This window comes from Nocardia sp. NPDC058114 (assembly GCF_042884695.1).
GTDB lineage: Bacteria > Actinomycetota > Actinomycetes > Mycobacteriales > Mycobacteriaceae > Nocardia.
Genome location: NZ_JBHVTK010000007.1, coordinates 239,990 through 260,311, shown reverse-complemented (window position 1 = coordinate 260,311; position 20,322 = coordinate 239,990). Strand labels below are relative to the sequence as shown.

The window sequence follows — 20,322 nt, the reverse complement described above, 5'->3', positions numbered from 1 at the left end:
GTTATGACCACAAGCGGACACCTTCTGTCCTATAGAACTGGCAGAGTCGAATTCGTGAAAGAAACTTCGGCGCGGCTGCTTCGGCTGCTCGCGCTCCTGCAAACCCGGCGCGAATGGTCCGGCGACGAGCTCGCCGCGCGCCTGGACGTGAGCACCAGAACGGTGCGCCGCGATGTCGACAAGCTGCGCGCGCTGGACTACCCGGTCCGCGCGGTGAAGGGCATCGACGGTGGGTACCACCTCGAGGCGGGCGCGCAGCTGCCGCCGTTGCAGCTCGACGACGAAGAAGCCGTCGCGATGGCGATCGCGCTGCGCACAGCGTCGATCAGCGGAGTGAGCGGCATCGGCGAGACCGCACTCAGCGCGCTGGTCAAACTCGAGCAGGTGCTGCCCGCGCGATTGCGGCACCGGGTGCACGCCATGCAGGTCTCGAACGTCCAGACCCCCGGCCGGGCTCGCGTCGATGTCGATCCGGCGGTGTTGTCCGCCATCGCGGCCGCGTGCCGCGACCGTCAACGCCTGCGATTCGACTATCGCAGCGGCGACCGCGAATCGCGTCGCGAGACCGAACCGCACGAACTCGTCACCTGGGGCCCACGCTGGTACCTCGTCGCCTGGGATACCGACCGCGACGACTGGCGCACCTTCCGCGTGGACAGAATGCAGCCCACCATCCCGGTGGGCCCGCGGTTTTCGCCGCGCGAGATCCCCGGTGGCAACGCGGCGCAACACGTGGCGAAAGGTGTCGCCCAACTCTGGCCCTACCGCGCCACCGTGCGGCTACACGTCCCCGCCGACTCCGAACAAGCGCGCTCGGCCGCCACCTACGGCACCATCGAACCGATCGACGCCGACACCTGCCGCCTGGAGATCGGCGCCGACAACCCGCGCGGCCTGACCTTCCTCCTCGGCGCCCTCGACACCGATTTCGACATCGAACGCGGCCCCGAACTGACCGAGCACCTACGCCGGATCGCCGCCCGCTACTCCCGCGCGATCAGCGTGGCGCCGGAGTAGCGCGGCGACGAAGCCGGGTCAGCCCGCGATGTCCAGCGCGGCCGCGTCGATCAGATCCACGACCGCGCCGGGCTGCGAGGCCAGCGAGGCATGGCTCGCGGCGAGTTCGATGGTCTTGCGCGGGTTCATCCGCGCGGCCATCCGCCGCTCGTTGTCGGGGTGGATCATCCGATCCTCGGTGGACACCTGGTACCAGGTGGGCTTCACCTTCCAGGCAGGCGCGGTCACCGTGTCACCGAACGTCGAGCCGAGTGGCGCCTTCTGCGTCACGGCCATCACCAGCGCTTCCTCGGAAGTCAGGTCCTGGCAGAAGCTTTCGTGGAACTTGTCCTGCGCGATCCACAGGTAACCGTCGGAGTCCGGCGCGATGTTCGCGAACGCGGCGGGCGGCAACTGCTCGCTGATCGCACCGGGGCTCTCCCCCGCATCGGGCGCGAAGGCCGCGACGTAGACCAGGCCCGCCACGTTGGGCAGATCACCGGCTTCGGTGATCACCGCGCCACCGTAGGAGTGACCGACCAACAGCACCGGGCCGTCGATCTGCGCCACCATTTTCCTGGTGCGCTCGGCATCGTCGGCCAGCGAGGTGAGCGGGTTCTCGACCGCGTACTGCCCCGGATAACCGCGTCGGTTCAATTCCACGATCACCTTCGCCCAGTGCGCGGCGCCACCCCAGAATCCATGGACCAGAACGATTGTCGGCTTGGCAGCCATTGCGAGGCCTCTCTCTCGGTCGGATTTCTCGCCTGCCGGATCGGCCCGATACCGCGGAGCCGATTGACGCGACGAGCACCATTGACGATATTTGGATGATGAGGCAAATACCATGACCAAAGACCCGGTATATTTTGCCGATCAACCGATCGTCGGTGATCCCCTCGCGCAAGACACCACCCTCGACGCCCTGTCGGACATCCTGCACACCGTCCGGCTGCGCGGCGATCGGCTCATCCGCTGCGCACCCCCGGCACCCTTCTCGATCGGGCTGCCCGGCGGCATCCGGCTGCTGCACATCGCCGAACGCGGGGACCTCGAGCTCCGCGTGGGCGGCCGGTCCTACACCCTGCGTGACGGTGATATGGCGCTGCTCGCGCGCGGCGACCCGCACGTGATCTCCGTGGGCACACCCTCGGTGCCCGCGCGCGGGCTCACCGCCGCCGACAGCGTCCGCCGCGTCACCGAACTCGCCGATCCGGCGGCGCCACGCTGGGTCACCGGCACCTTCGGCGTCGAGGAGGCTATCGCCGATCCACTGCTGTCGGTCCTGCCGCCGGTGGTACTGATCCGGGCGGGAGGCGACGACCGTGATTGGCTGACGCCGAGTCTGCACCTGCTCGTCGTCGAGATCACCGACGCCAGACCCGGTGCCGCAGTGATGATCTCGCGCATCCTGGACCTACTGTTCATCCACGCGCTGCGGGCCTGGTCCGCCGACGACACGACCGCGCCCGGATGGCTCACCGCCGCCCTCGACCCCGCCCTCGGTCCGGTACTCACCAGGATCCACAACAATCCGGACCGCGCGTGGCCGATCGCCGAACTCGCGGCCGAGGCCGCGATGTCGCGGTCCACGTTCACCGATCGGTTCACCCGGCTGCTCGGGCAGTCACCCGGCGCCTACGTCACCGACCGGCGCCTCGAACACGCGGCCCGCCTTCTCGGCTCGACGGCCGAACCGGTCGGCCGGATCGCCGGCGCCGTCGGCTATCACTCGGAAGCCGCGTTCAACCGCGCTTTCCACCGCCGGTTCGGCATGCCACCGCTGCGGTGGCGCAAACGCGGTCAGCCGAAGACCGCGCCATAGACAACGACGGCGCACCCGAACAGGTGCGCCGTCGTTCACAGTACTGGTGCGCTCAGAACTCCCAGTCCTCGTCTTCGGTGTTGATCGCCTTACCGATGACGTAGCTGGAACCCGAACCCGAGAAGAAGTCGTGGTTCTCGTCGGCGTTGGGCGACAGGGCCGACAGGATCGCCGGGTTCACCTCGCACTCGTCCTTCGGGAACAGGCCCTCGTAGCCGAGGTTCATCAGCGCCTTGTTGGCGTTGTAGCGCAGGAACTTCTTGACGTCCTCGGTGAGGCCGACCTCGTCGTAGAGGTCCTGGGTGTAGTCGACCTCGTTGTCGTAGAGCTCGAAGAGCAGCTCGAAGGTGTAGTTCTTGAGCTCGTCGCGCTCGGCCTGGGAGACCAGCTCGAGGCCCTTCTGGTACTTGTAGCCGATGTAGTACCCGTGCACGGCCTCGTCGCGAATGATCAGCCGGATCATGTCGGCGGTGTTGGTGAGCTTGGCCCGCGAGGACCAGTGCATCGGCAGGTAGAAGCCGGAGTAGAACAGGAAGCTCTCCAGCAGCGTGGAGGCCACCTTGCGCTTGAGCGGGTCGTCGCCGTTGTAGTAGCCCAGGACGATCTCCGCCTTGCGCTGCAGGTTGCGGTTCTCCTCCGACCAGCGGAAGGCCTCGTCGATCTCCTTGGTGGAGCACAGGGTGGAGAAGATCGAGCTGTAGCTCTTGGCGTGCACCGACTCCATGAACGCGATGTTGGTGTACACCGCCTGCTCGTGCGGGGTGATCGCGTCGGGGATCAGCGAGACCGCGCCGACGGTGCCCTGGATGGTGTCGAGCAGCGTCAGGCCGGTGAAGACCCGCATCGTGAGCTGCTTCTCGTCGGGCGTGAGGGTGTTCCAGGACGGGATGTCGTTGGACACCGGGACCTTCTCGGGCAACCAGAAGTTGCCGGTCAGCCGATCCCAGACCTCGGCATCCTTCTCATCGGGCACCCGATTCCAATTGATGGCCGACGCCCGATCGATGAGCTTCATTCCGCCTCCACACCTTTCCGCCAGACCTGTTGACCCGCACCCGCCGCCGTGCGCGAAGCCCTTCACCCACAAACACTACTCGTAGTGGGTGACAACCTCGGGGAGCACTACAGCTTGTGTTGCGGCGCGCGGAACTCGACCCGACCGGCCGAACACCCACACCACACACGCGGCCCCCATTGTGCGGCACGATCGCGAACTCACCACCATCGCATCGCCAGTGATTCGCCACATGTGTGCCGACACCCGCTGCACCGGTGAGCGCCGCCACTGCCCGGCGCACCCTGGCCCGGTGCGGATCCGGGGCGCCGATTCCGGCACACTGGGCATTCGACACGGCTCGAACGTGAGCCGGAGGGAGGCGGGAGTCATCCCGCGCGAGGGGGATTGTCGATGCTGTGGCGTCGTTGCGCGGTGGCCGCCGCTGTCATGATCGGGCTCACCGCCTGCCAGGAGGAGCTGCCCGGGCACCGGCCGGTCACCCCGATCGAGGCGGCGTCCGCGATGCCCGCGTACTGGAAGACGGCGCCGACCTCCGACGATCAGCGCCTCGAACTGCTGCGTCGGCTGCGCGCGATCGACCCGTGTGCGCTCATCCCCCGAACCGACCTGGCGAAGATCGGCACCTTGCTCGCGGTCGAGAACGACGGCCCGAACAAGTGCGAAGCAACGTTCGACTCCACTGAGAGCGGCAAGGGCACCTCGGTCAGCTGGGCGATCGGTGTCGCGCCGACCGGGTACGGCTGGGGACAGTCCCGGCGCGAGGAGGTCGACGGCATCACCGTCGGCGTTCTGCGCGATCTCGACAACGGCCCCCAGGTCGAAGGACAGCTCGACCGAAGTTGTCTCGCCACCGCGGCTTTCGCCAATACGACCACGCTCCCGGTCCACGTGCGAACACCACTGGGCACCGAACCGTGCCCGGCCGCCCAGTCCGCACTGGCCCGCGCAATGGGCGGACTCGCCGCCGAACCAGCACAGGGCACCTCCCCGGACACCCCGCGGACCGCGCTGCACGGCAAGGACCCGTGCGAGGTCGCCACCGCGCTCGACACTGCGGTCACCGTCCTCGACCTACGGATATGGTCCTGCCAGTTCACTTTCCGAGGTGCGGCCATCGATGTGGACTACGGCTACGAGGCGCGCGGCTACGCGGACACCGGCAAGTCCCTCTTCACCGTCAACGGCCACACAGGGTACGGCCCCAGCGACGACACGAGCGAATATGCCTCGTACACAGCGATAGTCGGCCCCAGCCTGCCCGGACCCGGATCCGAGCCGATGGGCCCCGCCGTCCCCACCATCCGGGTCTTCGGCACGGACCGTGCCGCCCTCGAATCCGTCCTCCGTTCGACCACCGAACTCTTCCCCGCCACCTGACCGGACAAGGAGAACCCCTGTGCGACAGCTCATCCTGATCGCCACCGCAGTGCTGACGATGGTCGCCTGCGGAAGCGAACCCGCACCGGACTTCATGCCCGAGGGTGGATTCTGGTCCACCGCAGCGGTTTCCGATCAGGAGAAGGTCGCGGTTCTGCGCAAGGTCAGGGCGATCGATGTGTGCGCGCTGCTCCCCCGCGTGGCACTGGGCACCCTCGGCACCGTGCGCGACATCGAGAACGTGCATCCGAATCAGTGCCGGCTCAGTATCGCCGTGCCGGGGCATCTCACCGGCATCGACGCGACCTGGAGTACCGGGGTGATGTTCGAGGGCGAGCCGAGCATGGACGGCCCGGTGGACGAGGAGTCGATGGGCGACGTGCGGGTGCTGTTCAACGACGAGCCCGCCGCGTCGGATGATCCGCAGGTGCGCGGGGCCTGTCAGGCGTGGGCGCGGTTCGTGGCGGGCGCCGACCTGTCCTTCAGCGTGCGGGCGCCGCAGGACGCGTGCGCGACGGCGAAGACGCTGGTGCGGATCGCGTTGACCGAGTGGCGCGAGGAGCCGCCCCAGGGTTCCTCGCCGGATTCGGATCGGGCGGTGATCACCGGAGCCGATCCGTGCGCGGTCGCGCCGTTGCTCGGCGTTCGGGTGCCGGTGGCCGATCAACGCGTCACCACGTGCAAGATGAGCGTCGACGGGCACGACGCGATCGTCACCTTCGACTACAACGAGGAACGCTCGATCATCGACGACACCCCGGCCTTCACCGTGGGCTCGCGCCAGGTGTACCGATTCGATACAGCCCAGGCCGACATGGCGTCGCTGTCGGCCGTCGTCGGTCCCGGACTCGCACCGGGACCGACCGACGCCCTGCTCGGTCGGCGCGTGCCGACGGTCTCGGTCACCGCCCACTCGACGATCGCGGAGAAGGTCATGCGCGAAACCTTGCCGTTGGTTCGCTGACACCTGAGCGCCGGTGCGATGACGACAACGTTCTGAGAACGACCTGGCGTGATGTTTGCACGAGAGTTGCCGTCACGGGCAGACTCGGTGGTCGGGCGCGGGTCCGGGCCCGTATCTGTCGAGGACAGGGGTGCCGATGGATCGCAGGATGACGCTGGCCGCTGCCGCGTTGCTCGTGTGCGCCGGATGCGGGAGTGACGACGCGGGCAACCCACCCGATTACGGGGAGCTGCCGCCGCCGCCCGCACCGGTGATACCCGCCCAGCCCCCCGAGTTCTGGTCGAAGGTCCCCCAGGATTTCGCCCAGCGAGCCGAGGTCGCCCAGGCGACCCGCCAGGTCGATGTCTGCGCGCTGCTTCCGCGCGACACGCTGGCACGGCTCGGCGAGGTCAAGAGCGTGACCGTCGGCCTGGATTCGTGCCGGGCCATCATCGGCAGCGACAAAGCCGGTGAGGGCTCGACCCTGACCTGGCACGCCACCCTGCTGAGCAGCCTGTCGGCCGGTGGCCGGGGCACCACGCGGCAGATCGGCGACGCGAACGTCCGCACGGTCCCCGACCGCGATACGGGCGAACCGCGGGCCTGCGGCGTGACCGCCCAGTTCCCGTCGAGCGCGGCCTTCTATCTCGGCCTTTCCACACCGGGCAAGAACCCGTGCGCGGTCGCCGACGAACTCGTGCCCGGCATGATCGAGCGCTGGCGACAGTCGCCGAAACAGGGCACCTCCCCCGACACCGCGCCGACGGTGCTGCTCGGCGCGGATCCGTGCACGGTCCGGGGCAGACTGGCCGGCGCCGTCCCCGACGACGAACAGCGACTCACTCAGTGCCTGTTCGGTTATCGCGGCGAGAAGATCACCGTGAGCTACGAGTACCGCGTGCCCGAGTATCTCGCCGCCAACAGCACCGAGGACCACATCAACGGCCGCACCGTGCACCGCTCGGTCTCGGTGTACGACAGCTCGATCCCGATCTACACCGCGGCCGTCGGCCCAGAACTGCCCGCCGAATCCACCGTTTTCGGCAGGCGCATCCCCGTGGTCGAGGTGGTCGCCGCCACCGACGACGTCGCGAAAGACGTCATGGCACAGGCGCTCACACTCTTTCCGCAGCGTTAGATCCCCAGCACGAGCTTCGCGGTCGTGAAGTAGATGATCAGCCCGGTCGCATCGACCAGGGTGGTCACCATCGGCGCCGACACGACCGCGGGGTCGATCCGGAACTTCTTGGCCAGCAACGGCATCGTGCCGCCGATGGTCGCCGCCCAGCCGCAGATGACCACCAACGTGATGGCCACGACGATGGCGATCTTCGGCCCCACGAACACCGTGCCGATCAGCAGTCCGGCCGCGGCCAGCATGCTGCCGAGCACCAGCCCGACCCGGCATTCGCGCCAGATCACCTTGAACAGATCCGAGACCCGCACCTCGCCGACGGCCAGCGCGCGCACGCACGCCGTCGCCGCCTGCGCACCCGCGTTGCCGCCCGCGCCGATCAGCAACGGGATGAACAGCGCCAGGCTCGCGGCCTGTTCGAGCGTCGTGGCGAACATGTCGGTGACACTCACGGTCAGGGTCGCCGCGAACAGCAGCAGCATCAACCACAGCGCCCGATACCGCGCCAGCTGGAACACCTTGGCGGCCATGTAGTGGCCCTCCCACGGCGCCGAACCGGCCTGCTTGGCGACGTCCTCGCTGTCGGCGGCCTCGAGCACCTCCATCGCGTCGTCGATGGTGAGCAGCCCGACCACCCGGTCCTCGCTGTCGACGACCACCAGGTTGATGAGGTTGGTGGAACTCATCAGCCGGGCGGCCTTCTCCGCGGCATCGGTGGCCCGCACGAACGGCGGCTCGGTGACGACTAGCTCGGACACCATCGCGTCCGGCGCGTGCAGCACCAGCTCGCGCAGTTCGACGATGCCGGTGAGGCGGCGGCCGCGATCGACCACGGGCAGCGTGTAGACCGTTTCGGCGTTGGCGCCCTTGGCGCGCACACAACCCAGCGCCTGCGCGACGGTCAGATTGTCCGGCAGCGCAACGACTTCCGGCGTCATGTACAGCCCGACCGAGCCCTCGGGGTAGCCGAGCAGCGTGGCGGTCATCCGGCGCTCGCGCGGGCTCAGCCCGGCGAGGACCTTCTTGGCGACCTTGGCGGGCGCTTCGTGCAGCATGCGGGCGCGGTCGTCGGGGTCCATCGCCTCGACGAGATCGCGAAAGCTCTTCTCGCGCAGGCCCTGCAGGATCTGCTGCTGGTCGACCGGCTCCAGCTCCTCGAACACGCTGAGCGCGCGCTCCTTGTCGAGCAGCCGGAACACGACACCGGCCTGCACGGCGTCCATGCGGGCCAGCGCGTCGGCGATGACGTGCGGCGGCCGGTTGTCGAGCCAGTCCAGGCCGCCACAGACCCGGTGGGTCTCGACGATGTCGCGCACCGATTCGGACAGGATCGCGAGCGCCTCGGTGACAGCGTGGTCTTCCACCGCCGCGCGGCGTGGTGAAACCACTTCGGGCACAACGGTTTCGGTGGGCACATGACGGGTGGTGACGAGATCGACGTTCGACATGATCGAGTCCTCTGGCGTGACAGCGCGCACGCCTGCGGCACGGACAGCTACAGGATGCGCGAGAAGTGGAACGAGTGACGGTGGTTCACACCGCGGGGCGTCCACCACCGAGGCCGGCACGCACAGACCGGACCGAGCAGGTCAGGATCGGCAGTACGAGGACGAAGGGGTGACGCCGCGCGGCCTTCGACTGGGAGGTTCGTTGCACATTGCAACCCCACCTCCTCGCAGTCGCCGCGGGTGATCGCTCCGCGGATCGCTTGGAGTACCCACTCGGGCACACCCTTCCACTGATGAGACTACATGCGAGGGCCGATCGTTTCACCTTCAGCTCGCGTACCACTGGTCACAGTGATACCGATCACACCACCGACGGCAGCCCCGCGATGACCGTGTCGACGGCCTGTTCGGCGAGCGGCCACAGTTCGGCGCGGTCCAGGTGCCGCAACGGCCCGCGCAACGCCAGTTCCGCGAATCCGTGCACGGTGGACCAGCAACTCCAGGTCGCACCCGCACGCGCCGCCGGAGCGAGCTCGCCGATGTGCACCATCATGTCGAGCGCGTCGGCGAGGGCGAGGTAGGCGGGCGAGTCGACGACCGACTCGGGCGAGGTGTCACCGGCACCGAAGAACGCGACCGCGAACCAGCCGGGCTCGAGCAGCGCGAACCCGATATAGCCGAGACCGACCGCGCGCAGGCTCGCACGACCGGTCGCGGGGCTGCGCTCCATCCCCTCGGCCATCCTGGACTCGATCGCGGCCGAGACCGCGCGCAGCAGGGCGCGCCGGTCGGGAAAGTGCCGGTAGGCGGCGTTCGGCGTGACGCCGACCTGGCGGGTGACCGCACGGATGGTCAAGGCGCCGGGGCCGCCGGCCCTGGTGAGTTCCAGCCCGGCCTCGACCAATGCCGCCGCGAGGTCACCGTGGTGATAGGCCAACTCTTGAAGCCCCTTTCGCCGGAGTGTACGGTGTGAACATATCAAATGTGCACGCCGTACACATTGAAGGGTGGCTCACCATGACCGCATTGCCCACCATCGTCGATCAGGACGTCTGGCAGGCCGAACTCGATCAGCTCCGGATCCGGGAGAAGGCCGCGACCCGCGAACTCGACGCCGTCGCCGCCCAGCGCCGGCGCATGCCCGCCGTCCGCCTGCCCGACTACACGCTCACAGCCGAAGACGGCAGCGGCGTTTCACTCGCCGAGGTCTTCGACGGACACTCGCAACTGATCACCTATCACCACATGTGGACACCGGGAAACACCTGGCAGTGCCCCGGCTGCACCGGCCTCACCGCGCAGTACGCACGACTGGACTTCCTCGACGGCTACGACGCGCGATTCGTCATCGTGACGCAGGGGCCGATGGACGAGGCACTCGCCTACAAGAAGCGCGTCGGCAACGCGATGACCTGGTATTCGACCGCCGACAGCCCGTTCGGCGCCGACATGGGCGCGGGCCCCGGCGCGGGTTTCGCCGTGAACACTTTCCTGCGCGACGGCGACACCGTCTACCGCAGCTGGCACACCGACGGCCGCGGCACCGAACAACTCGCCTACACCTTCGGCCTCATCGACGCGCTTCCCTACGGCCGCCAGGAGGAATGGCAGGACAGCCCCGAGGGTTGGCCGCAATCACCGACCTACAGCGGGTGGCCGAGCAGCAAGGACATCGCCGCGTCCTACGGCGATCCGAGCGTCTGACCTGCGAGATCCGCGCCGACCGCACGCTCGACCGCGGGCCAGTCGGGCGTGTGGGTCAGCCACGACGGGATCGGCCCGGTCTGCGCGCCGAACAAGTACAGCCTGGGCACCAGATCGCGCAGGGTCGCGTGCACTTCGAGCCGGTCGTCGATCATGTGCGTGATGCCGAGTTCGGCGCAGTGCGGCGCCTTGCCCGCGCGAGTTCTGCAGAAGCGCAAGTGTTCTCGGGCAATGCCGGTGCGGGCGGCGAAGTCGTGATGGTCGAGCCATTGCCTGGTGCGCTGTTCGATGCGCGGACCGCATTTCGAGATCACCCAGGCGTTGCCGTCGAAGCGGCTCACCAGCCGGTTGAGCACCGCGAACGCGCCGGGACCGGGTGGAGTGCTCATTGCTTCGTCGAAGCCGCCCGACAGGAATACGGTGTCCGCGGCGCCCGGTGTGAGCGCGGCCCCCTGAATCACTCGGCCGAAGTCGACGCCGAGGCGGGGTAGCGAAATATTGTTCATACGTCTGCAAGCATGCCCGGGTTTTCCCCGCGTGCCAACTGATTTTCGGCGCATAACGGCCGGTCCAGGGTTCAGCGCGGTGCGCGCACAATAGTTGCCTGAGCGCGTAGAAGTGGAACAGTGGATCTCGACAGCCGCGGCGTGTGGCGCGCCGCTCGAGTTCCATTCACTCCAGGAGAAAACCTGTGCGCTTCGGCATCTTCGTTCCCCAGGGCTGGCGGCTAGATCTGGTCGGTATCGAACCGGCCGACCAGTGGTCGGTGATGCGCGAACTGGCCCAGCGGTTCGACGCGGGCTCCGATTGGGAGTCGATCTGGGTCTACGACCACTTCCACACCACGCCCGTTCCCACCGACGAAGCCACCCACGAGGCGTGGACGTTGATGGCGGCGTTCGCGGCCACCACCTCCCGGGTGCGGCTGGGCCAGATGTGTACTGCCATGAGCTACCGCAACCCCGCCTACCTCGCCAAGGTGGCAGCCACCGTCGATCTCATCTCGGGTGGCCGGGTGGAGATGGGCATCGGCGGCGGCTGGTACGAACACGAGTGGCGCGCTTACGGTTACGGCTTCCCGTCCGCCGGTGAGCGCCTCGGCCGCCTCGACGAAGGTGTCCAGATCTTCCGCGAGGCGTGGAAGACCGGCCGAGCGACCCTGGACGGCAAGTACTACCAGGTCGACGACGCCATCGTGCACCCACGACCGTTGCAGGAGAACGGGATTCCGATCTGGATCGCCGGTGGCGGCGAGAAGAAGACCCTGCGCATCGCCGCCAAATACGCTGACTACACCAACTTCAGCGGCGACCCCGACGAGTTCGCCCGCAAGTCCGACATCCTGCGCCAGCACTGCGAAGAGGTCGGTACCGATTTCTCCGCCATCACCCGCAGCTCGAACTTCAACGCCATTGTGGGTACCACAGAAACCGAAGTGCAGGAACGACTCTCGACCATCGTCGACCGCTTCACTCCCTTCCTCGGCGCCGATGAGGCGAAAGCCCGTGTGCACGAACAGTTCGCAGCCAGCGCGGCCGTCGGCACCCCGGAACAAATCGTCGAACGCCTCACGAAGGTGAAGAACCTCGGCCTCGCGTACACCATCGTCAACTTCCCCGAAGCCGCCTACGACACCTCCGGCATCGAACTCTTCGAACGCGAGGTGATCCCGGCATTGGCGTAATCCACGGCCGGTCATAAGCGTCGCCACCTACCTTTTCGTCCATGAGCGACCCGGTGACCGTGCGGAACGAGGCGAAGGTTCTCGCCGCCGGATACGAGCGAGATGTTGACGGCCGACTGATCTTCGTTCCCGCGGTCCCCGACAAGCCGGAGTCGAAACCCGAGTTCCCGCTGCTCGCGACGAACACACACGGCAGCTCCACCTGGATGTGGCTCGCGTTCCCCATCGACATGGCACTGCACCTCGCGATCGGCGCCGCTGTCTGGTTCGTGTTCCCGACCCCGGTGGCCTTCGCGTACGGCGCCCTGGCCTGGCTGGCCGCCTCGTTCACCCACCGGACCTTCGTCCAGCGCCTCACCCGAACAACGCTCGGCAAGTCGCTGTTCGGCCTTCGAATCCGCTACGCCGACGGCACCTACCCCACCCTCGGCCGCCTCGTCGCAGAATGGTTTCGCGGCGCCGGTTGCACCATCGAACTCTGCTGCTCGTTCGGCTGAACCCAGTCGGACTCGGCTCAGGTCGGGAAGGTCGGAATGATCGAATCGCCCATGTGGCGCAGGGTGGCGCAGGCGTCGGCGGTCTGCTGGGTGGGGTTGTTCACCACGACCATGCGGATGACGCCTTGGGACGCGGCGAAGAGGATGTCGCAGGAGGTAGGGGTGTCGCCGAGGCGACGGCCGGCGCGGCCCGCGACCGTGTAGTCCGTGAAAGGTGTCGGACCTGCTTCCTTCTCGAACTCCGCGAGAGTTCGCGAGGTCGAGAACACCCTCAGGTAGGCGGTGGCGCCGGTCCATTCGCAGGTCTGCCAACCGGCGGACACCGCACCTGCCGCCACCTTCGTCGCGGGGTCGACACCGGCCTTCTGTAGTGCGTCCGCGGTGACTCCGGTGCACGGCTCGAACAATGCCTTCGGTTGCGCGGCCTCGGGCTCCGCGCTCGCGCATCCGACGAGCGTCGCCAACGCCAATCCTCCGGTCGCTACCACCATGAGCGCGCGCTTCATCCGTTCCCTCTCACCGTGCATCGCAAAACGCGGCCACGTTAACAAGGCTCGCAACCTCACCGAGCGATCGTTCGACAAGACTTGGTCCGGTCACCACCTCACTCACACCACGACTGTGACGAACACCCACACCCCGCACCGGCCACAGGCCGAGGGTTACCCCCGTTCACTGCCGGCGTGCTCCGACAGCGGATCCGCGATAGCCCAGCCCGCGGCCAGCAGCTCGTCGACAGCGGCGGCCAGGCAGATCCGGCATCGAACACGAAGCGATTCAGGCTCTTTCATGATTGTGGCCTTGACCACATCATGGCGGTCCGGCTATGTTCTCTCGCCAACAGACTTGGACATTCGTTCAGTTGAACGAGCGTCCACCTGGGGATCGAGGACGCAGATGATGAGGACGATGAGGCGACCGGTGCGCTGGATGACGGCGCTCGCACTCGCAGCCGGGCTGGCCGTGAGCAGCGCCCCGGTGACCGCCGACCCCGCGAGACCGCTGACGCCCCTGCGGGCACAGGGGTCGGCGTTGATCGACGGGTACGGACGCACCGTGCTGCTCCACGGGGTGAACACCGTCGACAAGGACGCGCCCTACCTGCAACCCGGTGACGGATTCACCCTCACCGACGAAGCGGCGGCGACACTGGCTCGGCACGGGTTCACCACAGTCCGGCTCGGGGTCTCGTTCGACGGACTGATGCCGACGGCGGGTGTTGTCGATACCGCCTACCTAGACCGGGTCGAGAATGTCGTGGATACCCTTGCCGCGCACGGCATCTACACGTTGCTCGACAATCACCAGGACGGATTGTCGAAGATCTGGAACGGCAACGGGTTTCCCGAATGGGCGATCCGCGCCCGGCCCGCGGACGGTGAGCCGAATCCCGGATTCCCGCTGTACTACCTGATGCCGAGCATGAATGCCGGGTGGGACGAGGTGTGGAACAACACCTACGGGGTGCTGAACCATCTGGGGGTGGCGCTGGGCGCGCTCGCCGAGCGCATGACCGGGCGCGCGAGCGTGCTCGGGATCGAGTTGCTCAACGAACCGTGGCCCGGCTCAGCGTTTCTCACCTGCTATCCCGACGGCTGCCCCGACTTCGACGTGAAATATCAACGGGCGCTGCAACAGCTGACCGATGCGGTGCGGGCACGCAATGCCACGGTGCCGGTGTTCTGGGAACCGAATGTCACCTGGAACGAGACCATGCCCAGCCACCTGGGCAAGAATCCACCGATCACCAGCCCGAACATCGTTTTCTCCCCGCACGATTACTGCATTCCCAGCCAGCTCGCGATCTACCTCGGCCTGCCCGAGGAGCTGCGCGCCCTGTGCCCGCCGCAGCAGGACCGGACCTGGTCGAACATCGACGCGTTCGCCGACCGCACCGACATCCCCACCATGGTCACCGAATTCGGCGACGGCGATCCGACTGTGTTGCGCAACACCACCACCCGGGCCGACGAACGGTTCGTCGGCTGGCACTACTGGCATTACAGCGCCCGCGACGGTGATCCTTTCCGCGGTGAACTCGGGCGCGAACTGGTCCGCACCTATCCACAAGCCACCGCGGGAATTCCCGATGGCATGGTCTTCGACTCCAGCACAGGTGATTTCGCGTATCGGTACCGGCCTCGCCAGGCCTCGGCGCCGACCGAGATCTACGTCTCGGATCTGTTCCATCCGGACGGCTACGAGGTGAAGGTCACCGGCGGCCGGGTCACCTCGGCGCCCGGCGCGCGCATCGTTACCGTGGAAGCCGACGGCACCGACCCGGTCACCGTTCGCATCCACCGCCCCGGCTCGGCGGGAGCGGATCTTCCCTCCGGCGGTGGCACCGGCTCGGCATCCGGATTCCCCTGGCTGTCATCGGGATCCGCGGGCTGACACCGGCGGTGATCAGGTCGGCAAGGTCGGCACCGGGTGCTTGTTAAGCGGTGTCGACCACGCTGACCTCCATGAGCAACGCAGCACCGTCCCGGCACGCGACGCGGGAGCGCGGATACGAACGTGACGCCGAGCCGATGTTCGTCACATCCGAAACGCGGGAGCGCTCGACAGACGAATTCCCGCTCACCGGACGCACTTCCAGCGGCGACGAGACCGGCGTGATCCCCGCGTTCCTCATCGATATGACGCTGCACGCCGCGATCGGCGCCACCGCCTGGTACCTCGCACCCGGCCCGACAGCCGTCCTGTACGGCCTCCTCGCCTGGCTGAGCGCGTCCTTCCTGCACCGCACGGTCATCCAGCACCTCACCCGGACAACGATCGGCAAGTGCCGGTACGGACTCCGACTGCGCTACGCCGACGGCACCTACCCGTCGACCTGGCAGCTCACCGTCCAGTGGTTCCGCGGCGGCTGGTCCTGCTTCGACCTCTTCAGCACTACCGACTGACACCAGGGACCGGATCGGCTCGCGACAAAGAATTTGGATTGCCTGACCCATCTGCTGGCAGCGAGGGTTCAGCTATCGGCATCCGGTTTGGGATCGTCGCGCGTCGCAAGATCCTCAACGCAATACGCACAAGATTCTTTGAACACAGCCTTGTTCGTATGATAGCGAGTGTGTGCGTTACGTCTGCTAGAGGGCATTGGCCGCCCCTTCCGAACAGCAGACATCTTCGCTCGAGTCTCGGCGCTGGCTGTCCGCCCGTAGTTCGGATTTCCCGCGCCGGTTCTCGTCTCCGAAAGGCGCAGACGCGATTGCTCCGACATCACACGGCCGAATCCAGGGTGTTCTGGGCCGAACTTCCCATAGTTCGGATTGGCTTCGCCTTCGTATGTGCCTTTGCGTTCGAGCGACCATTTCTCTCGCTGTGAAGCCGAGTGAGTGCGCCCGTGAAATGGATTCTCTTCGCCGTACCGACTCACACCGGGCCGACCAGTCGACCGGATCCGCGCCGCCTCCCGCATTTCCGCAGTCCAGACCACCCCAACAGGCCCGAGTCCGCCATCAGCCAGGTTGAGTAGCGGCTGGCCTTCCTTACGAAGGTACGCGATCCAATCGATCTCAGCCCGACCGAGCTTCTTCAGGCCCCATACCCAATCCAGGACATCCGCTATCACCTCGTCGCGGTCCTGTTTTCGCAGCCAGTCATAGAACGGGGTCTTTCGACCAGTGCTGGCGACCTTGAAGTGCTGACGGAGTCGCACATGCTCCGACTTTGTTGTCAGCCCTACGTAGCGGTAGTCGAACTCGGCGCGGAGGCGAACTCCGTAGATCACACCAGCAGTTGCCGTGCCCATCTGACCTCCGCGCCGAGTTTGCTAACGAGGAATTACAGCATGCAGCTGACGCAATTCTCTATTTCAGTCCCTTGCAAGGCCATTTGGCGCAATCGGATGTAGTAGAGCGTCTTGATTCCCTTGCGCCAGGCGTAGATCTGGGCTTTGTTGATGTCGCGGGTGGTTGCAGTGTCTTTGAAGAACAGGGTTAATGACAAGCCCTGGTCCACGTGCTGCGTGGCCGCGGCGTAGGTGTCGATGATTTTTTCGTAGCCGATTTCATATGCGTCAGCGAAGTACTCGAGATTGTCGTTGTCCAGGTAAGGGGCCGGGTAGTAGACGCGGCCGATCTTGCCTTCCTTACGGATCTCGATCTTCGACGCCACCGGGTGGATCGAGCTGGTCGAGTGGTTGATGTAGGAGATCGAACCGGTCGGCGGCACGGCCTGCAGGTTCTGGTTGTAGATGCCGTATTCCTGCACCGAGGCCTTGAGCAGACGCCAGTCGTCCTGGGTGGGGATGCGCACGCCGGCGTCGGCGAACATCTGAGCCACCTTGTCGGTCTTGGGTTCCCATGCCTGGTCGGTGTACTTGTCGAAGTACTCGCCGCTGGCGTACTTGGAGTCGGCGAACCCACCGAACGCGGAGCCGCGCTCCTTGGCGATCAGGTTCGAGGCCCGAATCGCGTGGTAGACCACGGTGTAGAAGTAGATGTTGGTGAAGTCCACACCTTCTTCGGAGCCGTAGTGGACCCGCTCACGCGCCAGGTATCCGTGCAGGTTCATCTGACCGAGGCCGATGGCGTGGGACTCGTTGTTGCCCTGCTCGATCGAGGGCACCGAGAAGATGTGGGTCTGATCCGAGACGGCGGTGAGCGCGCGGATCGAGGTCTCGATCGTCTGACCGAAGTCGGGCGAATCCATCGCCTTGGCGATGTTGAGCGAACCCAGGTTGCACGAGATGTCCTTGCCCACCTTGGAATACGACAGATCATCGTTGAATTCCGAGGGGGTGGAGACCTGCAGGATCTCCGAGCACAGGTTCGAGTGGGTGATCTTGCCCTTGATCGGGTTGGCCCGGTTCACCGTGTCCTCGAACATGATGTAGGGGTAGCCCGACTCGAACTGCAGCTCGGCGATCGTCTGGAAGAACTCGCGCGCCTTGATCTTCGACTTGCGGATGCGCTTGTCGTCGACCATCTCGTAGTACTTCTCGGTGACGTTCACATCGGCGAACGGCACACCGTAGATACGCTCGACGTCATAGGGCGAGAACAGGTACATGTCCTCGTTCTTCTTCGCCAGCTCGAAGGTGATGTCGGGGATCACCACACCGAGCGAGAGCGTCTTGATGCGGATCTTCTCGTCCGCGTTCTCGCGCTTGGTGTCGAGGAAACGGTAGATATCGGGGTGGTGGGCGTGCAGGTACACCGCGCCCGCGCCCTGACGCGCACCCAGCTGGTTCGCGTAGGAGAAGGAGTCCTCCAGCAGCTTCATGATCGGGATGACTCCCGAGCTCTGGTTCTCGATCTTCTTGATCGGGGCACCGTGCTCACGAATGTTGCTGAGCAGCAGCGCGACACCGCCACCGCGCTTGGACAGCTGCAGCGCGGAGTTGATGGAGCGCCCGATGGACTCCATGTTGTCCTCGATACGCAGCAGGAAGCAGGACACGGGCTCGCCGCGCTGCTTCTTGCCGGAGTTGAGGAAGGTGGGGGTGGCGGGCTGGAACCGGCCGTCGATGATCTCGTCGACCAGGTTGCTCGCCAGCACCTCGTCGCCGGCGGCCAGCGTCAGCGCGACCATGCAGACGCGATCCTCGAAACGCTCCAGGTAGCGCTTACCGTCGAAGGTCTTGAGCGTGTACGAGGTGTAGTACTTGAACGCGCCGAGGAAGGTCGGGAACCGGAACTTCTTGGCGTAGGCCTGCTGGAACAGCTGCTTGACGAAGGGGCGACCGTACTGGTCGAGCACCTCGGTCTCGTAGTAGTTCTCCTTGACCAGGTAGTCCAGCTTCTCGTCCAGATTGTGGAAGAAGACGGTGTTCTGGTTCACATGCTGCAGGAAGTACTGGTGCGCGGCCTCGCGATCCTTGTCGAACTGGATCTCGCCGTTGGGGCCGTACAGGTTCAGCATCGCGTTGAGGGCGTGGTAGTCGAGCACCTCGCCCGCCTCGCCGCGCACCGCCGACTGCTCTAGGCGTGCTGACTTGCCTGCCGGTGCTGTGGTTGCTGTTGCCAAAACAATCCCAATCCCTCTCGGACGCGCGCGACGTCCTCAGCGGTTCCCATGAGTTCGAAGCGATACAGATACGGCACCCCGCATTTTTGCGAGATGATGTCTCCTGCAACGCAATAGGTATCGCCGAAGTTCGTGTTGCCGGCCGCGATCACCCCGCGCAGCAGCGCGCGGTTGTGTGGGTCGTTGAGGAACTTGGCGACTTGCCGCGGAACGAGGTCCTTGTCGGGACGCTCTCCACCCATGACGTGCCGACCACCACCATAGGTGGGGGTGATCAGCACGTAGGGTTCGTCGATCCGCGGCGATTCAGCGGTGGTGTGTAGCGGAAGTCGAGTTGCCGGGAGACCGAGCTTCTCGACGAAACGATGAGTGTTCTCCGAAGCGCTGGAGAAGTAGACCAGCCCGCCCGGAGTCCTCTGCTCGGGCATGGCGCCTCCTTACCGGCGAACCGGTGCGAACTAGGCAGCCGCGACGGCGAGCGCCTTGATGCGATCGGGACGGAAGCCCGACCAGTGATCGTCACCCGCGACGACGATCGGCGCCTGCAGGTAGCCCAGCGCCATGACGAAGTCACGCGCCTCGTCGTTCTCCGAGATGTCGATGACGTCGTAGTCCACGCCGACCTTGTCGAGAGCCTTGTAGGTGGCGTTGCACTGCACGCAAGCGGGCTTGGTGTACACGGTGATGGTCATGATGGAAGTCCCTCTCTCCTATGCCTGATCCACAGCCTGTGATCCGTATGCAATGCACGAACGGGTGATGCTGCGCAAACTCCTGGATCTAGCGAAGAAAGCCCTGCTCGCAACCCCTTCCCTTGGGCCCGATCAGTGGTGGCTCCACACCGTCTTCCAGTACGACAGACACTACACCTAGTGTCCGACAGATGGGAACAACACAAGGTGTTGCGAGTCGCACGGATGTAATTCCCACGCGGTAAGTCCCAGGACGGGCCACCGGCCAGCAGGGAAAACAGTGGTTCAGATCACGATTTCATCTACCGGCGAGTCTTCAGCAAACTCGGTGGACAGCGAAAGGGCGTCGCATCCGTGACGGATGCGACGCCCTGCCGAACGACCAGCTTACGCCGTGACCAACGTGCCGTTCACCGCGGCGACCAACTCGTGCACGGTCGCGCCGAGCTGGGTCAGCGCCTCGGCGTCCTCGGCCGGATGGGTCTGCGCGAAACGCTCGCCGATGGTCGCGAACTGCGCATGCGCCGACTCGACGACGACGCCGCCCGCCACGCCGACGGACTTGACGGTGTCGCCGTGCGCCCACGCTGCGGCGTTCGGGCTGATCGACGCGCTCACCACGGCGACCGGCTTACCCTTGATCGCACCGGCGCCGTACGGACGCGAGGCCCAGTCGATGGCGTTCTTCAGCACGGCGGGCAGGGTGCCGTTGTACTCGGGGGTGACCAGCAGGACGGCGTCGGCCGCGGCGACGGCGGCACGCAGCGCCTCGGCCTGCGCGGGCACCTCACCGGGAACATCGAGGTCTTCGTTGTAGAACGGAATCTCGCCGAGACCCTCGTAGATGGCGATATCGACACCGGCGGGCGCGGTCTGTACGGCAGCCTCGGCCAGGCGGCGATTGATGGAGCCCGCGCGCAGGCTTCCGACGAGAGTAAGGATGCGGGTCTCGCTCATTGCGACTCCTGGTGTACTCAGTGGAATGATCCAAGTTTCATCCGACATTAACCGGACCCCGGTCCGATTA

General features: G+C 66.1%; 22 protein-coding genes. 10 read left to right on the top strand and 12 right to left on the bottom strand.

Annotation, left to right across the window (positions count from 1 at the left end; translation table 11 throughout):
- The first annotated feature begins 54 nt into the window (after positions 1 to 54).
- Complete coding sequence (locus ACFVVI_RS25600; RefSeq protein WP_387447194.1) at positions 55 to 1,017, top strand: helix-turn-helix transcriptional regulator; 963 nt, start codon at positions 55 to 57, stop codon at positions 1,015 to 1,017.
- A gap of 18 nt (positions 1,018 to 1,035) precedes the next feature.
- On the opposite strand, the gene ACFVVI_RS25595 is transcribed toward ACFVVI_RS25600, so the two are convergent.
- Positions 1,036 to 1,731 carry an alpha/beta hydrolase gene (locus ACFVVI_RS25595; RefSeq protein WP_378991512.1) on the bottom strand — a complete coding sequence of 232 codons (696 nt, stop codon included), beginning with the start codon at positions 1,729 to 1,731 and terminating at the stop codon, positions 1,036 to 1,038.
- 112 nt (positions 1,732 to 1,843) lie between these two features.
- Between ACFVVI_RS25595 and ACFVVI_RS25590 the strand changes: the two genes are divergently transcribed.
- A complete protein-coding gene (locus ACFVVI_RS25590) occupies positions 1,844 to 2,821 on the top strand; it encodes a cupin domain-containing protein (protein ID WP_387447192.1) in 978 nt (325 codons plus the stop codon).
- Positions 2,822 to 2,873: 52 nt separating this feature from the next.
- Here the strand turns inward: ACFVVI_RS25590 and nrdF are convergent, their stop codons facing one another.
- Positions 2,874 to 3,836, bottom strand: coding sequence for a class 1b ribonucleoside-diphosphate reductase subunit beta (gene nrdF / locus ACFVVI_RS25585; protein ID WP_056812336.1), 963 nt, complete (start codon positions 3,834 to 3,836; stop codon positions 2,874 to 2,876).
- A gap of 393 nt (positions 3,837 to 4,229) precedes the next feature.
- On the opposite strand from nrdF, the gene ACFVVI_RS25580 reads away from it, so the two are divergent.
- The 3 genes from ACFVVI_RS25580 (at position 4,230) to ACFVVI_RS25570 (ending at position 7,297) form a co-directional block, all read left to right on the top strand.
- On the top strand, positions 4,230 to 5,216 hold the full coding sequence (locus ACFVVI_RS25580; RefSeq protein ID WP_387447191.1) for a hypothetical protein: 987 nt from the start codon (positions 4,230 to 4,232) through the stop codon (positions 5,214 to 5,216).
- A 19-nt stretch (positions 5,217 to 5,235) separates the two neighbouring features.
- Positions 5,236 to 6,180, top strand: a complete 945-nt coding sequence (locus ACFVVI_RS25575; protein ID WP_387447189.1) for a hypothetical protein — start codon at positions 5,236 to 5,238, stop codon at positions 6,178 to 6,180.
- A 136-nt stretch (positions 6,181 to 6,316) separates the two neighbouring features.
- Positions 6,317 to 7,297 (top strand): peptidase, encoded by a 981-nt coding sequence (locus tag ACFVVI_RS25570; RefSeq protein WP_387447187.1) that lies wholly within the window; start codon positions 6,317 to 6,319, stop codon positions 7,295 to 7,297.
- On the opposite strand, the gene mgtE is transcribed toward ACFVVI_RS25570, so the two are convergent.
- Both mgtE and ACFVVI_RS25560 read right to left on the bottom strand, forming a co-directional pair.
- Entirely contained in the window at positions 7,294 to 8,742 is a 1,449-nt protein-coding gene (gene mgtE / locus ACFVVI_RS25565; protein WP_378991507.1) for a magnesium transporter, read from the bottom strand. The two genes, ACFVVI_RS25570 and mgtE, sit on opposite strands and share 4 nt — an antisense overlap.
- A gap of 361 nt (positions 8,743 to 9,103) precedes the next feature.
- Positions 9,104 to 9,679 (bottom strand): TetR/AcrR family transcriptional regulator, encoded by a 576-nt coding sequence (locus ACFVVI_RS25560; RefSeq protein ID WP_387447186.1) that lies wholly within the window; start codon positions 9,677 to 9,679, stop codon positions 9,104 to 9,106.
- Between the two features lie 80 nt (positions 9,680 to 9,759).
- Here ACFVVI_RS25560 and ACFVVI_RS25555 point away from each other — a divergent pair, with 80 nt between their 5' ends.
- On the top strand, positions 9,760 to 10,446 hold the full coding sequence (locus ACFVVI_RS25555) for a DUF899 family protein (protein WP_378991504.1): 687 nt from the start codon (positions 9,760 to 9,762) through the stop codon (positions 10,444 to 10,446).
- Here ACFVVI_RS25555 and ACFVVI_RS25550 read toward each other — a convergent pair.
- The gene (locus ACFVVI_RS25550) at positions 10,425 to 10,952 is read right to left on the bottom strand and encodes a hypothetical protein (protein ID WP_387447185.1); all 528 of its coding nucleotides are present in this window, start codon (positions 10,950 to 10,952) and stop codon (positions 10,425 to 10,427) included. The two genes, ACFVVI_RS25555 and ACFVVI_RS25550, sit on opposite strands and share 22 nt — an antisense overlap.
- A gap of 185 nt (positions 10,953 to 11,137) precedes the next feature.
- Between ACFVVI_RS25550 and ACFVVI_RS25545 the strand changes: the two genes are divergently transcribed.
- Together ACFVVI_RS25545 and ACFVVI_RS25540 are read left to right on the top strand one after the other, a co-directional pair.
- Positions 11,138 to 12,130, top strand: coding sequence for an LLM class F420-dependent oxidoreductase (locus tag ACFVVI_RS25545; protein ID WP_378991502.1), 993 nt, complete (start codon positions 11,138 to 11,140; stop codon positions 12,128 to 12,130).
- A gap of 41 nt (positions 12,131 to 12,171) precedes the next feature.
- A complete protein-coding gene (locus tag ACFVVI_RS25540) occupies positions 12,172 to 12,627 on the top strand; it encodes an RDD family protein (protein ID WP_387447184.1) in 456 nt (151 codons plus the stop codon).
- Between the two features lie 17 nt (positions 12,628 to 12,644).
- On the opposite strand, the gene ACFVVI_RS25535 is transcribed toward ACFVVI_RS25540, so the two are convergent.
- Together ACFVVI_RS25535 and ACFVVI_RS25530 are read right to left on the bottom strand one after the other, a co-directional pair.
- Positions 12,645 to 13,133: a DUF3558 family protein gene (locus ACFVVI_RS25535; protein ID WP_387447183.1), complete on the bottom strand. Its 489-nt coding sequence runs from the start codon at positions 13,131 to 13,133 to the stop codon at positions 12,645 to 12,647.
- 156 nt (positions 13,134 to 13,289) lie between these two features.
- Positions 13,290 to 13,418: a hypothetical protein gene (locus tag ACFVVI_RS25530; RefSeq protein WP_378991498.1), complete on the bottom strand. Its 129-nt coding sequence runs from the start codon at positions 13,416 to 13,418 to the stop codon at positions 13,290 to 13,292.
- A gap of 118 nt (positions 13,419 to 13,536) precedes the next feature.
- Here ACFVVI_RS25530 and ACFVVI_RS25525 point away from each other — a divergent pair, with 118 nt between their 5' ends.
- Together ACFVVI_RS25525 and ACFVVI_RS25520 are read left to right on the top strand one after the other, a co-directional pair.
- Complete coding sequence (locus ACFVVI_RS25525) at positions 13,537 to 15,021, top strand: cellulase family glycosylhydrolase (RefSeq protein ID WP_378991497.1); 1,485 nt, start codon at positions 13,537 to 13,539, stop codon at positions 15,019 to 15,021.
- Between the two features lie 71 nt (positions 15,022 to 15,092).
- Entirely contained in the window at positions 15,093 to 15,533 is a 441-nt protein-coding gene (locus ACFVVI_RS25520) for an RDD family protein (RefSeq protein ID WP_378991496.1), read from the top strand.
- Between the two features lie 68 nt (positions 15,534 to 15,601).
- On the opposite strand, the gene ACFVVI_RS25515 is transcribed toward ACFVVI_RS25520, so the two are convergent.
- The 5 genes from ACFVVI_RS25515 to ACFVVI_RS25495 form a co-directional block, all read right to left on the bottom strand.
- A complete protein-coding gene (locus ACFVVI_RS25515) occupies positions 15,602 to 16,384 on the bottom strand; it encodes an NUMOD3 domain-containing DNA-binding protein (RefSeq protein ID WP_378991495.1) in 783 nt (260 codons plus the stop codon).
- 32 nt (positions 16,385 to 16,416) lie between these two features.
- On the bottom strand, positions 16,417 to 18,546 hold the full coding sequence (nrdE, locus tag ACFVVI_RS25510) for a class 1b ribonucleoside-diphosphate reductase subunit alpha (protein ID WP_378991634.1): 2,130 nt from the start codon (positions 18,544 to 18,546) through the stop codon (positions 16,417 to 16,419).
- Positions 18,547 to 18,557: 11 nt separating this feature from the next.
- Positions 18,558 to 19,031: a class Ib ribonucleoside-diphosphate reductase assembly flavoprotein NrdI gene (nrdI, locus tag ACFVVI_RS25505; protein WP_378991494.1), complete on the bottom strand. Its 474-nt coding sequence runs from the start codon at positions 19,029 to 19,031 to the stop codon at positions 18,558 to 18,560.
- A gap of 30 nt (positions 19,032 to 19,061) precedes the next feature.
- Complete coding sequence (gene nrdH, locus ACFVVI_RS25500; RefSeq protein ID WP_358063548.1) at positions 19,062 to 19,295, bottom strand: glutaredoxin-like protein NrdH; 234 nt, start codon at positions 19,293 to 19,295, stop codon at positions 19,062 to 19,064.
- A gap of 387 nt (positions 19,296 to 19,682) precedes the next feature.
- Complete coding sequence (locus tag ACFVVI_RS25495; protein ID WP_378991493.1) at positions 19,683 to 20,252, bottom strand: NAD(P)H-dependent oxidoreductase; 570 nt, start codon at positions 20,250 to 20,252, stop codon at positions 19,683 to 19,685.
- Positions 20,253 to 20,322 lie beyond the last annotated feature (70 nt).

What these genes read in the sequence shown, in the direction of transcription:
- nrdI (WP_378991494.1), bottom strand. Translation starts at nt 19,031, where the DNA reads ATGCCCGAGCAGAGGACTCCGGGCGGGCTGGTCTACTTCTCCAGCGCT.
- ACFVVI_RS25555 (WP_378991504.1), top strand. Translation starts at nt 9,760, where the DNA reads ATGACCGCATTGCCCACCATCGTCGATCAGGACGTCTGGCAGGCCGAA.
- ACFVVI_RS25520 (WP_378991496.1), top strand. Translation starts at nt 15,093, where the DNA reads ATGAGCAACGCAGCACCGTCCCGGCACGCGACGCGGGAGCGCGGATAC.
- nrdH (WP_358063548.1), bottom strand. Translation starts at nt 19,295, where the DNA reads ATGACCATCACCGTGTACACCAAGCCCGCTTGCGTGCAGTGCAACGCC.
- ACFVVI_RS25580 (WP_387447191.1), top strand. Translation starts at nt 4,230, where the DNA reads ATGCTGTGGCGTCGTTGCGCGGTGGCCGCCGCTGTCATGATCGGGCTC.
- ACFVVI_RS25595 (WP_378991512.1), bottom strand. Translation starts at nt 1,731, where the DNA reads ATGGCTGCCAAGCCGACAATCGTTCTGGTCCATGGATTCTGGGGTGGC.
- nrdF (WP_056812336.1), bottom strand. Translation starts at nt 3,836, where the DNA reads ATGAAGCTCATCGATCGGGCGTCGGCCATCAATTGGAATCGGGTGCCC.
- ACFVVI_RS25495 (WP_378991493.1), bottom strand. Translation starts at nt 20,252, where the DNA reads ATGAGCGAGACCCGCATCCTTACTCTCGTCGGAAGCCTGCGCGCGGGC.
- ACFVVI_RS25540 (WP_387447184.1), top strand. Translation starts at nt 12,172, where the DNA reads ATGAGCGACCCGGTGACCGTGCGGAACGAGGCGAAGGTTCTCGCCGCC.
- ACFVVI_RS25525 (WP_378991497.1), top strand. Translation starts at nt 13,537, where the DNA reads ATGAGGCGACCGGTGCGCTGGATGACGGCGCTCGCACTCGCAGCCGGG.
- ACFVVI_RS25550 (WP_387447185.1), bottom strand. Translation starts at nt 10,952, where the DNA reads ATGAACAATATTTCGCTACCCCGCCTCGGCGTCGACTTCGGCCGAGTG.
- ACFVVI_RS25570 (WP_387447187.1), top strand. Translation starts at nt 6,317, where the DNA reads ATGGATCGCAGGATGACGCTGGCCGCTGCCGCGTTGCTCGTGTGCGCC.
- ACFVVI_RS25515 (WP_378991495.1), bottom strand. Translation starts at nt 16,384, where the DNA reads ATGGGCACGGCAACTGCTGGTGTGATCTACGGAGTTCGCCTCCGCGCC.
- mgtE (WP_378991507.1), bottom strand. Translation starts at nt 8,742, where the DNA reads ATGTCGAACGTCGATCTCGTCACCACCCGTCATGTGCCCACCGAAACC.
- ACFVVI_RS25535 (WP_387447183.1), bottom strand. Translation starts at nt 13,133, where the DNA reads ATGAAGCGCGCGCTCATGGTGGTAGCGACCGGAGGATTGGCGTTGGCG.
- ACFVVI_RS25590 (WP_387447192.1), top strand. Translation starts at nt 1,844, where the DNA reads ATGACCAAAGACCCGGTATATTTTGCCGATCAACCGATCGTCGGTGAT.
- ACFVVI_RS25530 (WP_378991498.1), bottom strand. Translation starts at nt 13,418, where the DNA reads ATGAAAGAGCCTGAATCGCTTCGTGTTCGATGCCGGATCTGCCTGGCC.